The organism is Pseudomonas aeruginosa (assembly GCF_001457615.1).
GTDB lineage: Bacteria > Pseudomonadota > Gammaproteobacteria > Pseudomonadales > Pseudomonadaceae > Pseudomonas > Pseudomonas aeruginosa.
On the sequence record NZ_LN831024.1, the window covers coordinates 3510359 to 3524285 of the forward strand.

Sequence of the window (13927 nt, forward strand, 5' to 3'; positions counted from 1 at the left end):
GGCGACGATGAAATTCCTCACTCCCGAGCAGATGGAAAAGCCGCGCAAGCGCCGCCTGCGCAAGAAACTGCGCCTGGGCGAGTTCCAGGAGTTCGGCTTCAGCTTCGAACTGACCTACGACCGCAACGCCCTCTCCCACGACGATGCGCTGGACCATCTGATCGACTTCGTCGAGGCCCAGGGCTGGGTGTTCGGCGGTGGCGGCTCGCCGGAACAGGCGGAGATCAGCGGCTACCTGTGCCTGGCGCGGGTCGGCAGCCTGGACGAGGCGGACCGGGAAAGCGCCCGCCTGTGGCTGGAAGCCCAACCCTGGTGCAAGACCTTCGAGGTCGGCCCGTTGAGCGACTGCTGGCACAACTTCTTCGAGTGAAACCGGCGCCGGCACGACCTGGCCTGGCGCCGGCAGGCGCGAAGCTGCGACCTACACCCGGATCAGGCGCGGTTCATGCCCCGTGTGGGCGAGGAAAGCCAGCAGGTCTGCGTAGCGGATGCACTCGGTGGCGGTATTCACCAACGGGTGGAAACCGAGCAACTGGTCCTGGCGGATGGCATCGTCGAGCAACACCTCGACCCTGTGCTGCGGATCGTTGACCAGCGCGAAAGGCGTCACGCAGCCCAGTTCGACGCCGAGGTATTCGCGCAGGCGCTCGACCGAGGCGAACGACAGGCGGCTTTCGCCGATCTGTTCGGCGATGCCCGGCAGGTCGGCCTCCTTGCGCTCGTCGAGCAGCACCAGGTAGTGGCGAGTACCCTTGCGGTTGCGCAGGAACAGGTTCTTGATGCCCTGGTCGGGCAATTCGATGCCCTGCGCGTAATATTCCTCGATGGAGGCGATCGCGGGATGCTCGACCCGCTGGCTGTCGATGGCCAGCTCGCGGAGCAACGCCAGAAGCGCCTGCTCGTCCATTTTCGCACTCATGGGACGCGCGCCCTCAGGTGAACTGCGAACCGGAACGGCGCACGAACTTGATCGACCACTTGAAGTTCGGCTTGCGCGTCACGCTGATCGGGCGCCGGGTCACGGTATCGATGGTGATGTTCCAGAACCCGGTGCTGGGCACCTTGATCTTCGCCGGGAAGCGGTCGAAGGCGCCGCCATGGTAGCTATGCCGCCCGCCATTCTTGAAACTGCGGAAATTGGCGTCGTTCATCAGGCGGATATTGCATTGCTGCGAGCACTCGATGACCACGATGTCGTCTTCGTTGAGGTGTTCGCGCTGGTGGACGAATTTCATGGAACGGTTCCGTTGCTGCGGTGGAGCGGAGCGCAACGATAGCACGTCGGCGCCGGCCATACCGCCTCATGACGGGCAATGGTAGGATGCGCGCCCCATGCGTAGCCAAGACCTCCACCAGCGCCTCGCCGATCTCGGCGCCAAGCCCCTGCATTGCGGGAGGATCGTCCGCGCCTGGCTGCAGGGCCGCGCCCTCGATGCCTGCACCGCCCGCCAGCGGGCCGAGGACTTCCTGCCGCTGGGCGTACGCCATGGTCTGCCCCAGGTAGCAGCGGAACTGGAAGGCATCGCCCGCCTGCACAGCGAGCATCCGGCGAGCGACGGCTCGTCGCGCCTGCTGGTGGAACTGGCCGACCGTCAGATGGTGGAAAGCGTGCTGCTGCCGCGCGGTGGGCTGTGCGTCTCGACCCAGGTCGGCTGCGCGGTCGGCTGCGTGTTCTGCATGACCGGCCGCAGCGGCCTGCTGCGCCAGGTCGGCAGCCTGGAGATGGTCGCCCAGGTGGTCCTGGCGCGCCGTCGGCGAGCGGTGAAGAAAGTGGTGTTCATGGGCATGGGCGAGCCGGCGCACAACCTCGACAACGTCCTCGAAGCCATCGACCTGCTCGGCACCGATGGCGGCATCGGCCACAAGAACCTGGTGTTCTCCACCGTCGGCGATCCCCGCGTGTTCGAGCGCCTGCCCCGGCAACGGGTGAAGCCCGCCCTCGCCCTGTCCCTGCACAGCACCCGCGCCGAACTGCGCCGGCAACTGTTGCCCAAGGCGCCGCCGCTGAGCCCGGAAGAACTGGTGGAAGCCGGCGAGGCCTACGCCCGCCGGGTCGACTATCCGATCCAGTACCAATGGACCCTGCTCGAAGGGATCAACGACAGCCTGGAGGAAATGGACGGCATCCTGCGCCTGCTCAAGGGCCGCTTCGCGGTGATGAACCTGATCCCCTACAACAGCATGGACGGCGACGCCTACCGGCGCCCGAGCGGGGAGCGGATCGTCGAGCTGGTGCGCTACCTGCACAGCCGCGGCGTGCTGACCAAGGTGCGCAACTCGGCCGGCCAGGACATCGACGGCGGCTGCGGGCAACTGCGCGCCAGGGCCACGCAGGGCACGGTGGAACGGCGCATCCCCGCCCGCCAGGCCTGAAGCCACCCTCCTCCCGCCAAGGGTCTAGACTCTCAGGGCAGGTATGGAAAAGGGAGGACCACCGATGGGTATCGAGACGGAAGAACCGAACCAGAAGCCGCCGACCTTCTGGCAGATGCTGCATAGCGTGATGGCTGCCGCCTTCGGCGTACAGAGCGGGCGAAACCGCGCCCGCGACTTCACCCACGGCAAGCCCGTGCACTTCATCATGCTGGGCCTGCTCTTCACCCTGGTGTTCGTGCTGTTGCTGGCCGGGATCGTGAAACTGGTGCTGAGCCTCAGCGGCCTGTGACCTCTGCGCCGCCGAGGCGGGCTTTCACTGGTGGCTGACCCAGAACACCGCGGTAGCCACCACCAGCAGGATCAGGACGAAGGCCGCGCGGGCGTCGACCACGCTGTCGCGGTTTTCCTGGGTTTTGCTCGGCTCGCTCATGACTCCCCCTGTTTCTTGTGGGTATCGGGACGAAGACATCGAAAGGCACTCTCCAGTTAAGACCATTGCCGCCCATCGCTCAAGAAAGGCGCCGTTGCGAAGCGGTTATGCTTGCCTGGCGACTTAGTCTTTTTGGTTCTTACCATATACTCAAACATCACTTTTACGCATAAATATGAACTGGTATCGTGCGCCCACTCCGCGTGGAGCGCGTAGCCGTGCGCGCTGGTTAACGCAGTAAGCCGCATAGCCTGACAGCAGGAATATTCATGTACGTATACGACGAGTACGACCAACGGATCGTCGAGGACCGCGTCAAGCAGTTCCGCGACCAGACCCGCCGTTACCTGGCGGGTGAATTGACCGGTGAGGAGTTCCGCCCGCTGCGCCTGCAGAACGGTCTCTATATCCAGCGCTATGCCCCGATGCTGCGCATCGCCGTTCCCTATGGCCTGCTCTCCTCGCGCCAACTGCGCAAGCTGGCGCAGATCGCCCGCGACTACGACAAGGGCTACGCCCACATCAGCACCCGGCAGAACGTGCAGTTCAACTGGCCGGAGCTGGAAGACGTGCCGGAAATCCTCGCCGAGCTGGCCACCGTGCAGATGCACGCGATTCAGACCAGCGGCAACTGCATCCGCAACACCACCACCGACCAGTTCGCCGGCGTCGCCCGCGACGAGCTGGTGGACCCGCGCCCCTGGTGCGAGATCATCCGCCAATGGTCGACCTTCCACCCCGAGTTCGCCCACCTGCCGCGCAAGTTCAAGATCGCGGTGAACGGCGCGGTGAGCGACCGTGCCGCCATCGAAGTGCACGACATCGGCCTGGAGGCGGTGAAGAACGAGGCCGGCGAGCTCGGCTTCCGCGTCTCGGTCGGCGGCGGCCTGGGCCGAACCCCCATCGTCGGCAGCTTCATCAATGAATTCCTGCCCTGGCAGCACCTGCTCGGCTACCTGGATGCCATCCTGCGCGTCTACAACCGCTATGGCCGGCGCGACAACAAGTACAAGGCGCGGATCAAGATCCTGGTCAAGGCGCTGACCCCGGAAGTCTTCGCCGAGCGCGTCGAGGCCGAATGGGCCAACCTCAAGGACGGACCGAGCACCCTCACCGAGGCGGAAGTCCAGCGCGTCGCCGCGCATTTCGTCGATCCGGCCTACAAGGCCCTCGACGACCTCGACGAGTCCCTCGCCCGGCTCGACGCGGAGCACCCCGGCTTCGCCCGCTGGCGCGCACGCAACACCTTCGCCCACAAGAAGCCCGGCTACGTCGCCGTGACGCTCTCGCTGAAGCCCACCGGCACCGCGCCGGGAGACGTCACCGACAAACAGCTGGAGGCCATCGCCGATCTCGCCGACCGCTACAGCTTCGGCGAGGTGCGCAACAGCCATAACCAGAACATCATTCTCGCCGACGTCGAGCAGGGCGAACTCTTCGCCCTCTGGGGCGAACTGCGCGAACTGGGCTTCGCCACCCCCAACGTCGGCCTGCTGACCGACATCATCTGCTGCCCCGGCGGCGACTTCTGCTCCCTGGCCAACGCCAAGTCGATCCCGATCGCCGAAGCCATCCAGCGCCGCTTCGACAATCTCGACTATCTATTCGACATCGGCGACATCGACCTGAACATCTCCGGTTGCATGAACGCCTGCGGCCATCACCATGTCGGCCACATCGGCATCCTCGGGGTCGACAAGAAAGGCGCGGAGTTCTACCAGGTCTCCCTCGGCGGCAGCTCGGCGCGCGACGCCAGCCTCGGGCAGATCCTCGGCCCGTCCTTCGCCCAGGAGCAGATGGCCGACGTGATCGACAAGATCATCCAGGTCTACGTGGAACGCCGGACCGAGGAAGAACCCTTCATCGACACCTTCCGCCGTATCGGTATCGACCCGTTCAAGGAGCGCGTATATGCAGCGAATCATTAAGGACCGCCAGGTGGTCGACGACCGCTGGCACTTGCTGCCCAAGGACGCGACCCTGGAAAGCGTACCCAACAGCGACGACGTGATCATCCCGCTGGCCCTGTGGCTCGAGCACGGCCCGGCCCTGCGCGGCCGCGACGGCGGCCTGGGGGTCTGGCTGGACGCGGACGAGGAGCCGGAAAGCATCGCCGGCGACCTCGACAGGTTCCAGGTGATCGCGGTGAACTTCCCCGCCTTTACCGATGGCCGCGGCTTCAGCAGCGCGCGCTTGCTGCGCGAGCGCTACGGCTACAAGGGCGAGATCCGCGCGATCGGCGACGTGCTGCGCGACCAGTTGTTCTTCATGCGCCGCTGCGGCTTCGACGCCTATGCCATCCGTGCCGACCGCAGCCCGGAAGACGCCCTGGCCAGCCTGGACGACTTCAGCGAGGTCTACCAGACCTCGGTGGAGCAGCCGCTACCGCTGTTCCGCCGCCGCGGCTGACCCCCGCCCTGACGGAAGAGCCCCGCAGCCGCGGGGCTTTTTCATTCCCGAGGTCACGGACGCCTCAGGCCGCCCGCACGCTGTCCCAGGCCACCTGCGCCAGCAGTTCGCGACAGTCGGCCAACGCCACCCGGGTTCGCCCGGCCAGCCACTGGCGGGCAAGGTCGTGGGCCGGGCCGATCACCACCGAAGCAAAGCAGTCGTCCGGCATCTCGCGGAACAGGCCCTCGGCCCGATATCCCGCCAGCGCCGCATGGATCCGTGCGAAGTGCGCCTGGTTGTCGGCCCGCAGGCGCTCGCCCAGCTCCCCCGCCTCCACCCGCCCGCGGCTGTGCAGGATGAAGCGTGCCCAGTCGGGATTCGCCACGACCCAGTCGATGTAGCTGGTGACCAGCAACCTGACCGTTTCCTCGGCGCTGCGCGCCCTGGCGAAGCCGGCTTCGAGCAACGCCGCGTACTGGCCGATCCCGGCCAGGTAGAGTTCGCCATGGATGCGTTCCTTGTTGTCGAAATGGTGGTAGAGGCTACCGATGCTCGCTCCGGAACGGTCGCGGATCATCTCGATGGTGGTGGCGTCTACGCCATGCTCGCTGAAGCAGGCCAGGGCGGCCTGGAGAATCTCGTCTTTGCGGGAAGAACGGCCCATGTCGGTCCTTGTCGTTAATCGTCGAAACGCTGACTAGAATATTTTTCTAGAATAAATTTCTAACCTTCGTATACTGCCCCGGTGCGCACACATCTTCAATCCTGAAACGCCCGGAGTTTTCCATGAGTCAGATGATGCAGATGTACCAGCAGGTCGGCCCGGCCCAGTTCAGCGCCATGATCGGCCAGTTCGCACCCTATTTCGCCAGCATCGCCCCGCAGTTCGTCGAACTGCGTCCCGGCTATGCCGAAGTCACCTTCCCCAAGCGCCGCGAGGTGCTGAACCATATCGGCACGGTGCATGCCATCGCCCTGTGCAATGCCGCCGAACTGGCCGCCGGGACCATGACCGACGCCTCGATTCCCGCCGGCCATCGCTGGATTCCGCGCGGCATGACCGTCGAGTACCTGGCCAAGGCCACTGGCGACGTGCGCGCGGTGGCCGACGGCAGCCAGATCGACTGGCAAGCCACCGGCAACCTGGTGGTGCCGGTGGTCGCCTATGTCGACGACAAGCCGGTATTCCGCGCCGAGATCACCATGTACGTCAGCCAGGCCTGACCGCCAAGGCGCCCCGGCCGTGCTTTCGGCCGGCTGGAGGCGCCCTGGCGGCCAGCTCTATTCTCGAAGCCATGAGCAGACCACGGAGACCGGCATGAACCCTCCGCAACCACGCCTCATCGATAACGGCAACGGCCATCCGCTGGCCAGCCATTGGTACCGGCCTGCCGGGGAGCCGCGCGGCTATCTCCTGATCGTCCCGGCGATGGGAGTGGAACAGCGCTTCTACGCGCCCTTCGCCGCCTGGCTGGCAGAGCGCGGCTACCTGGCCATCACCTTCGACTACCTGGGCATGGGGCAATCGCGCAACGGCTCGCTGCGCGGTCTCGAGGTCGATGTGCTGGGCTGGGCCCGTCATGACTGCAGCGCCATGCTCGCCGCCGCGCTCGCCGAGAGCGGGAGCAAGCCCCTGTACTGGATCGGCCATAGCCTGGGCGGCCAGATCCTGCCCTTCGTCGAAGGGCGCGAGCGTATCGATAGGGTCTTCAGCATCGCCAGCGGCAGTGGCTACTGGAAGGAAAACAGCCCGCGGTTGCGCAACAAGGTCTGGTTGTTCTGGTACCTCGTCGCGCCCCTGCTGACGCCGCTGCTCGGCTATTTTCCCGGGCGCCGCCTGGGCATGGTCGGCGACCTGCCGCGCGGGGTGATCGAACAATGGCGACGCTGGTGCCTGCATCCGCAGTACGCCCTCGCGGATGGCGAGGCCATCCGCCGCGCCTTCTCCGCCGTACGCACGCCCATCGTGTCGCTGTCGTTCACCGACGATGAAATGATGTCCCGACGCAGCATCGAGTCGCTGCTGGGCTTCTACCGCGAAGCGCCGAAAACCGCCTGGCGCATCGCTCCCGAGGAAATCGGCGCCCGCCACATCGGCCATTTCGGCTTCTTCCGGCCGCAGTTCGCCGAATCGCTATGGGCGGGCTACCTGTTGCCGGAGCTGGGCTCCGGCAACGCCCTCAGCCGAGGTTGACCAGCACCCGGCCGACCAGCTTGCCGGCGAGGATCTGGTTGATCGCCCCCGGCAGCTCTTCGAGGGCGATCTCGCGCGCCACCTCTTCGAGGTTGTCGAGCTTCCATTGCAGCGACAGCTTGTCCCAAATGGATGCCTTGACCACCAGCGGCAGCTCCACCGAGTCCACCCCGAGCAGGTTGACCCCGCGCAGGATGAACGGCAGCACCGAGGCCTTGAAGCCGGCGCCGGCGGTCAGGCCGCAGCAGGCGACGCTGCCGCCGTACTGCAACGACTTGACCACATTGAAGAGGATGTCGCCGCCGACGGTGTCCACCGCGCCGGCCCACTGTTCCTTGAGCAACGGCTTGTCGACGCCATCGGCCACGGTGGCGCGATCGAGGATCTGCTTGGCCCCCAGGCGGTTGAGGAACTCGGCCTGCTCCAGCTTGCCGGTGGCGGCCGCCACGGTGTAGCCGAGCTTGGCCAGCAGTTCCACGGCGATACTGCCGACCCCGCCGCTGGCGCCGGTGACCAGCACCGAGCCATGGTCGGGGCGCAGGCCGCTGCGCTCCAGCTTTTCGACGCAGAGCGCCGCGGTCAGGCCGGCGGTGCCGAGGATCATCGCCTCGCGCAGGCTCAGGCCTTGCGGGCGCTTGATCACCCAGGCCGCGGGCACGCGGATGTACTGGCCGAAACCGCCGGCGGTGTTCATGCCCAGGTCGTAGCCGGTGACGATCACCTCGTCACCGGCCGCGAACTCGGCCACCGAGGACTCGGCGACCACACCGGCGGCATCGATGCCGGGGGTATGCGGGTACTTGCGGGTCACCCCGCGGTTGCCGCTGGCGGACAGCGCATCCTTGTAGTTCAGCGAGGAATACTGCACGCGGATCAGTACGTCGCCCGCCGGCAGGTCGCCGGTATCGCGCTCGACCACCTGCGTTTCGTAAACGCCGTGGGGCGCTTCCGTCACCCACAACGCCTTGAATACAGCCATTTCGACCTCCTCTCGTGAAAACCCTGAAGACAGCGTGTTCGTCCCTGTCGGCGCCGGCCTATTGCCAGAACTTCTGCTGGTTGAGCCGCCCCCACCAGGTCACCAGCACGCGGTCGATAACCACGCTGGCGGCCAGGCCGACGCGTTCCTGCAGGCTCTTGCGCTCGACGAATTGCACCTGGTAGACATCGCGCTCCCTGGCCTGCTCGGCCAGGTACTCGTCGCTGGTCTTGAGTTCGTCCACCAGCAGCTTGCCCAGTGCGGCCTGGCCCAGCCAGACCTCGCCGGTGGCGATCTCGTCCATGTTCAGTTGCGGCCGGTAGTGGGCCACGAAGTTCTTGAACAGTTCGTGGGTCACCTCCAGGTCCTCCTGGAACTTTTCCCGGCCCTTCTCGGTGTTCTCGCCGAATACCGTCAGCGTACGCTTGTATTCGCCGGCGGTAAGCACCTCGAAGTCAATATCGTGCTTCTTCAACAGCCGGTGGACGTTGGGCAACTGCGCCACCACGCCGATCGAGCCGAGGATGGCGAAGGGCGCGGAAAGGATCCGATCGCCGATGCAGGCCATCATGTAGCCGCCGCTGGCCGCCACCTTGTCGACGCACACGGTCAGCGGCACACCGGCCTGGCGGATGCGCGCCAGTTGCGAGGCCGCCAGGCCGTAGCCATGGACCATGCCACCGCCGCTTTCCAGGCGCAGCACCACCTCGTCGTCCTTGCCCGCCATGCTCAGCACCGCAGTCACTTCGTGGCGCAGTTGCTCGGTAGCCGAGGCCTTGATGTCGCCGTCGAAATCGAGCACGTAGACCCGCGACTTCTGTTCAGGATGTTTCTTCGCCTGCTTCGCCGCCTTGCTCTCCTCCTTGCGCAAGGCCTTGAGGCTGGCCTTGTCGAGGACGCTGTGGCGGACCCGCTCGCGCAGGTCCTTGTAGAAATCGTTGAGCTTCTGCACGTCGAGGTGCCCGCCTGCGCCGCGCCGGCCGCGGCCGCGCAGGGCGACGATCACCACCAGCACCACGATGATCGCCGCCAGCACGGTCACGGTCCTGGCCAGAAAGCCCGCATATTCGGCAATGAACTCCACACAACCCCCTCTCTACTGTTGACGCACCCGTCTACGGGCGACACGATTGCGCAAGCATACCCAGGCCACCGACGGGCGGCCAGCGATGCCACTGCCTGGAGAGCCTTTGCAGGGCGCGCCCGGAGCAGCCGATAAAGGCAGCGAATGACATTCAAACAAGCGTATGTTTTTTCGTTGACAGCCCTGGGTGATCCTCATACCCTCGCGGAACTTTCACCCGCCGAGGTCCGCCCGTGGGCAGCATCTACCTGATTCGACATGGCCAGGCGTCGTTCGGTGCCGACGACTACGACGTGCTGTCGCCGACCGGCATCCGCCAGGCGGAAATCCTCGGCGACCACCTGCTGAACCTCGGCGTCCGTTTCGACCGCGTCCTCAGCGGCGGCTTGCGCCGCCAGCAGCACACCGCCCGCGCCGCCCTCGAACGCCTGGAGTCCTCCGGGCTGGCCACGCCGGAGCTGGAAGTCGATCCGGCGTTCAACGAATTCGAAGCCGACGCGGTGATCCGCGCGCACCTGCCGGACCTGCTCGATGAGCAGCCGGAAGCCTTGCACATCCTTCGCCATGCGGCCGAGCATCGGGCCGAGTTCCAGCGCCTGTTCTCCACCATCATCGCGCGCTGGGTTTCCGGCAACCATGAGAAAGATGGGCTGGAAAGCTGGCAGGAATTCCTCGATAAGGTCCATGACGGTCTTCGTCGTCTGCTGGCGCAGGCCAGCGGCAAGGACAGGGTCGCCGTGTTCACCTCCGGCGGTACCATTACCGCCCTGCTCCAGCTGATCGTCGGCGTTCCGCCGCTCAAGGCCTTCGAGCTGAACTGGCAGATCGTCAATACCTCGCTGACTCGCCTGAAATTCCGCGGCGAGGAAGTGTCCCTGGCTTCCTTCAACAGTCACGTGCACCTGGAACTGTTGAAGGCGCCGGAACTCATCACCTATCGATGAGCCGGCCTACCGCGACCGTTCCGGTCGCCGAAAAAACCCTAGAAGAAAGGAATAGAACCCATGACCACCGTTGCTGACATCGTCTCCACCATGAAAAGCAAGTTCAACGCCAGCGCGGCCGCCGGCCTGGATCTGGTGTTCCAGTTCAACATCGAAGACGGCGACAACCACTACCTGGTCGTCAAGGATGGTACCTGCGAAGTGGTACAGGGCGACGCCGAGAACCCCAACGTCACCCTGATCATGGACAGCGAAACCCTGAAGGGCATCACCAGCGGCGAGACCGACGGCATGCAGGCCTTCATGGCCGGCAAGCTGCGCGCCGAAGGCGACATGATGCTGGCGATGAAGCTGGGCGAACTGTTCCCGGTCTGACCGTTTCCGGCGCCATGCCAGAAGGAAAACCGGAGTCCCTCGCGGCTCCGGTTTTTTTTCGTCCGGCATTCCTCCAGGCCGACGATCAGGGACCGTGATGGAGCGGCAACACGCTTGCCCATAACGCCTGGCGGCGGCTTGTGAGGGCCGGGACAGGGCATTAGATTAGCCAATTATCGCCGGTCACCATCATTGCGCAGCCTGATGCGCGCACCGGCTCCCGCGGCTCCGCCGTGGCACCACGAGAAGGGAACCCCATGTCGCTGACCGACCAATCCACTCGCATCCGCGCCGGCGAAGAACTCGACGCCGCCGTCATCGACCCGTACCTGAAAGCCCATATCCCCGGCCTCGAAGGCACCCCGAAGATCAGCCAGTTCCCCGGTGGCGCGTCCAACCTGACCTACCTGATCGAGTATCCGCGCCAAGAGTTCGTCCTGCGTCGCCCGCCATTCGGCCACAAGGCCAAGTCGGCCCACGACATGGGCCGCGAATACCGCATCCTGAACCAGTTGAACGCAGGCTTCCCCTACTGCCCGAAAGCCTACCTCTACTGCACCGACGAGTCGGTGATCGGCGCCGAGTTCTACATCATGGAACGGGTCAAGGGCATCATCCTGCGCGCCGAACTGCCGCCTGAGCTGAATCTCGACGAACAACAGACCCGCAGCCTGTGCAAGAGCTTCATCGACAAGTTCGTCGAACTGCACAACGTCGACTACGCCGCCTGCGGACTGGCCGACCTGGGCCGCCCGGACGGCTACGTGCAGCGCCAGATCGCCGGCTGGACCGACCGCTACGAGAAGGCCCTGACCCCCGACGCGCCGCTCTGGGAACCGGTCAAGGCCTGGCTCAAGGACAAGCAGCCGGCCGATCACCACAAGCCGGGCATCGTGCACAACGACTACCGCTTCGACAACGTGATCCTCGACCCGGAAAACCCGATGCAGATCATCGGCGTGCTGGACTGGGAACTGGCCACCCTCGGCGATCCGCTGATGGACCTCGGCAATACCCTCGCCTACTGGGTGGAAGCCGGCGACCCGGCTCCGGTGCAGCTGACCCGCCGCCAGCCCAGCCACCTGCCGGGCATGCTGACCCGCCGAGAGTTCGCCGACTACTACGCCGAGCGGGCCGGGATCCCACCGATCGACAACCTGGACTTCTACTACACCTATGGCCTGTTCCGTCTTGCCGGCATCGTCCAGCAGATCTACTACCGCTACTACCACGGGCAGACCCAGGACAAGCGTTTCGCCCAGTTCGTGCAGATGAACAAGCTGCTGGAGCAGATGAGCCTGCAGGCCATCGAGCGCTCCCGCCTGTAACCGACCACTACAAGGGGATAGCCCATGTCCAAGACCCACCTGTTCGACCTCGACGGCAAGATCGCCTTCGTTTCCGGCGCCAGCCGCGGCATCGGCGAGGCGATAGCCAAGCTGCTGGCCCAGCAAGGCGCCCACGTGATCGTCTCGAGCCGCAAGATCGATGGCTGCCAGGCGGTCGCCGACGCGATCACCGCGGAGGGCGGCAAGGCCACCGCGATCGCCTGCCACATCGGCGAGATGGAGCAGATCCAGAACGTCTTCGCACAGATCCGCGAGCAGTTCGGCCGCCTCGACATCCTGGTCAACAACGCCGCCACCAACCCGCAGTTCTGCAACGTACTGGAAACCGACCTCGGCGCCTTCCAGAAGACCGTCGACGTCAACATCCGCGGCTACTACTTCATGTCCATCGAGGGCGGCAAGCTGATGAAGGAACACGGCGGCGGCAGCATCATCAACGTGGCCTCGATCAACGGCGTATCGCCCGGCGAGTTCCAGGGCATCTACTCGGTGACCAAGGCCGCCGTGATCAGCATGACCAAGGTCTTCGCCAAGGAATGCGCGCAGTTCGGCATCCGCTGCAACGCCCTCCTGCCAGGGTTGACCGACACCAAGTTCGCTTCGGCGCTGGTGAAGAACGACGCGATCCGCAACCTCGCCCTGCAGCGCATCCCGCTCAAGCGCGTGGCCGAGCCGAGCGAAATGGCAGGCGCCGTACTCTACCTGGCTAGCGAAGCGTCCAGCTACACCACCGGCGTGGCGCTGAACGTCGACGGCGGCTTCCTTTCCTGACGGAACGGCGAACGCGCGAAGAGGGAGCCAGGGCTCCCTCTTTTCATTTCAGGATTGCCAATGCCTCGCACCAGCGCGGGACAGGCGCCCCACGGCTATTCACCTGCGTTCTCGGGTAGCCGGACGAGTACCCCCATAGGCGTTACCCGCCGCTTCCACTTCAGTTGCCGACCCGCCAGCCACCGTTCACCGACACCACCGTTCCGGTGACGAACCCCGCCTCGGGCGAGGCCAGCCAGGCCACCGCCGCGGCGATGTCCTCGACCCGGCCGGTCCTGCCCAGCGGGGTCTCGCCGACGATGGCGGCGACCCGTTGCGGATCGAGGCCGCCGGGAAAGAACCGGGTGTCGGCGATGTAACCCGGCGCCACGCTGTTCACCGTGATCCCGCGCGAACCGAGTTCCCGCGCCAGGGCCACGCCGAAGCCATGCAGGCCGGCCTTGGCTGCCGCATAGCCCAGCGCACCAGGACTGCCGCTACCGGTCTGCGCAGCGATCGATCCGATATGGATGATCCGCCCGCCCTCTTCCGCGAAATGCGGCAACACCGCCAGCGACATGAGGAACGCGCTTTTCAGGTTGCCGTCCAGCAGCGCATCCCATTCCCGCTCGGCCTCAGCCAGCGGAGTGGTGGCGGCGATCTTTCGGGTGAACCCGGCGTTGTTCACCAGCACGTCGAGCCCCTGGAAGGTGTCGCCAACCCAGGCGGCCACCGCCTCGACAGCTTCGCGGCGGGAAAGATCGGCGGCCATCCAGGGCACACCGCCCAACTCGGCGGCAGCGCGTTGCAGGCGCTGGGAATCACGGGCCACCAGGGCGATCCGATAACCCTGTTGCCGAAGGCGCCGGGCGATGGCCAGGCCGATGCCCGACGAGCCGCCGGTGACCAGGGCGGTACGGGGGATTGGAGAATGAGTGTGCATGACGGGCTTCCTCTGTAATGGATGGAACGCCTCGTCTGGCCAGAGCGAGCGTACGGATGGATTTTCGACGGATCCGCCGCGATATATCCAATACTGTCTTTCTTAACTCACC

17 protein-coding genes are annotated in these 13927 nt (G+C 65.4%); 11 read left to right on the forward strand and 6 right to left on the reverse strand.

Translation table 11 applies throughout. The annotated features are described in order from the left end of the window. The first annotated feature begins 7 nt into the window (after positions 1-7). Entirely contained in the window at positions 8-370 is a 363-nt protein-coding gene (locus AT700_RS15925) for a YggL family protein (RefSeq protein ID WP_003098191.1), read from the forward strand. 51 nt (positions 371-421) lie between these two features. On the opposite strand, the gene AT700_RS15930 is transcribed toward AT700_RS15925, so the two are convergent. Further along, entirely contained in the window at positions 422-919 is a 498-nt protein-coding gene (locus AT700_RS15930; RefSeq protein ID WP_003122823.1) for a prolyl-tRNA synthetase associated domain-containing protein, read from the reverse strand. Positions 920-932: 13 nt separating this feature from the next. Then, the gene (locus tag AT700_RS15935) at positions 933-1295 is read right to left on the reverse strand and encodes a DUF1883 domain-containing protein (RefSeq protein WP_003122824.1); all 363 of its coding nucleotides are present in this window, start codon (positions 1293-1295) and stop codon (positions 933-935) included. Positions 1296-1332: 37 nt separating this feature from the next. Here AT700_RS15935 and AT700_RS15940 point away from each other — a divergent pair, with 37 nt between their 5' ends. The 4 genes from AT700_RS15940 to AT700_RS15960 all read left to right on the forward strand — a co-directional run bounded on the left by AT700_RS15940 (position 1333) and on the right by AT700_RS15960 (position 5215). After that, the gene (locus AT700_RS15940) at positions 1333-2373 is read left to right on the forward strand and encodes an RNA methyltransferase (protein WP_003122825.1); all 1041 of its coding nucleotides are present in this window, start codon (positions 1333-1335) and stop codon (positions 2371-2373) included. Between the two features lie 64 nt (positions 2374-2437). Then, complete coding sequence (locus tag AT700_RS15945) at positions 2438-2665, forward strand: DUF2970 domain-containing protein (RefSeq protein WP_003098182.1); 228 nt, start codon at positions 2438-2440, stop codon at positions 2663-2665. Between the two features lie 410 nt (positions 2666-3075). After that, positions 3076-4734: a nitrite/sulfite reductase gene (locus AT700_RS15955; RefSeq protein ID WP_003098180.1), complete on the forward strand. Its 1659-nt coding sequence runs from the start codon at positions 3076-3078 to the stop codon at positions 4732-4734. Continuing rightward, complete coding sequence (locus AT700_RS15960) at positions 4718-5215, forward strand: DUF934 domain-containing protein (RefSeq protein ID WP_003088003.1); 498 nt, start codon at positions 4718-4720, stop codon at positions 5213-5215. The genes AT700_RS15955 and AT700_RS15960 overlap by 17 nt, the downstream gene beginning before the upstream one ends. Positions 5216-5279: 64 nt before the next feature. Here the strand turns inward: AT700_RS15960 and AT700_RS15965 are convergent, their stop codons facing one another. Then, the gene (locus AT700_RS15965) at positions 5280-5861 is read right to left on the reverse strand and encodes a TetR/AcrR family transcriptional regulator (protein ID WP_048521141.1); all 582 of its coding nucleotides are present in this window, start codon (positions 5859-5861) and stop codon (positions 5280-5282) included. A gap of 122 nt (positions 5862-5983) precedes the next feature. On the opposite strand from AT700_RS15965, the gene AT700_RS15970 reads away from it, so the two are divergent. Together AT700_RS15970 and AT700_RS15975 are read left to right on the forward strand one after the other, a co-directional pair. Then, positions 5984-6421 carry a hotdog fold domain-containing protein gene (locus AT700_RS15970; RefSeq protein WP_003098177.1) on the forward strand — a complete coding sequence of 146 codons (438 nt, stop codon included), beginning with the start codon at positions 5984-5986 and terminating at the stop codon, positions 6419-6421. Positions 6422-6515: 94 nt separating this feature from the next. Beyond that, a complete protein-coding gene (locus AT700_RS15975; protein ID WP_003117684.1) occupies positions 6516-7391 on the forward strand; it encodes an alpha/beta fold hydrolase in 876 nt (291 codons plus the stop codon). On the opposite strand, the gene AT700_RS15980 is transcribed toward AT700_RS15975, so the two are convergent. Together AT700_RS15980 and sohB are read right to left on the reverse strand one after the other, a co-directional pair. Beyond that, the gene (locus AT700_RS15980; protein WP_048521142.1) at positions 7378-8370 is read right to left on the reverse strand and encodes a YhdH/YhfP family quinone oxidoreductase; all 993 of its coding nucleotides are present in this window, start codon (positions 8368-8370) and stop codon (positions 7378-7380) included. The genes AT700_RS15975 and AT700_RS15980 overlap by 14 nt on opposite strands. A 58-nt stretch (positions 8371-8428) precedes the next feature. After that, complete coding sequence (gene sohB / locus AT700_RS15985; protein WP_003087997.1) at positions 8429-9454, reverse strand: protease SohB; 1026 nt, start codon at positions 9452-9454, stop codon at positions 8429-8431. Positions 9455-9687: 233 nt separating this feature from the next. Between sohB and AT700_RS15990 the strand changes: the two genes are divergently transcribed. The 4 genes from AT700_RS15990 to AT700_RS16005 all read left to right on the forward strand — a co-directional run bounded on the left by AT700_RS15990 (position 9688) and on the right by AT700_RS16005 (position 12893). Beyond that, the gene (locus AT700_RS15990; RefSeq protein WP_003098172.1) at positions 9688-10398 is read left to right on the forward strand and encodes a histidine phosphatase family protein; all 711 of its coding nucleotides are present in this window, start codon (positions 9688-9690) and stop codon (positions 10396-10398) included. 60 nt (positions 10399-10458) lie between these two features. Beyond that, a complete protein-coding gene (locus AT700_RS15995) occupies positions 10459-10773 on the forward strand; it encodes an SCP2 sterol-binding domain-containing protein (protein ID WP_003087993.1) in 315 nt (104 codons plus the stop codon). A 257-nt stretch (positions 10774-11030) separates the two neighbouring features. Then, complete coding sequence (locus tag AT700_RS16000) at positions 11031-12101, forward strand: phosphotransferase family protein (RefSeq protein ID WP_048521143.1); 1071 nt, start codon at positions 11031-11033, stop codon at positions 12099-12101. 24 nt (positions 12102-12125) lie between these two features. Continuing rightward, complete coding sequence (locus tag AT700_RS16005) at positions 12126-12893, forward strand: SDR family oxidoreductase (RefSeq protein WP_003087987.1); 768 nt, start codon at positions 12126-12128, stop codon at positions 12891-12893. 160 nt (positions 12894-13053) lie between these two features. Here the strand turns inward: AT700_RS16005 and AT700_RS16010 are convergent, their stop codons facing one another. Then, the gene (locus tag AT700_RS16010; RefSeq protein WP_003113599.1) at positions 13054-13815 is read right to left on the reverse strand and encodes an SDR family NAD(P)-dependent oxidoreductase; all 762 of its coding nucleotides are present in this window, start codon (positions 13813-13815) and stop codon (positions 13054-13056) included. Positions 13816-13927 lie beyond the last annotated feature (112 nt).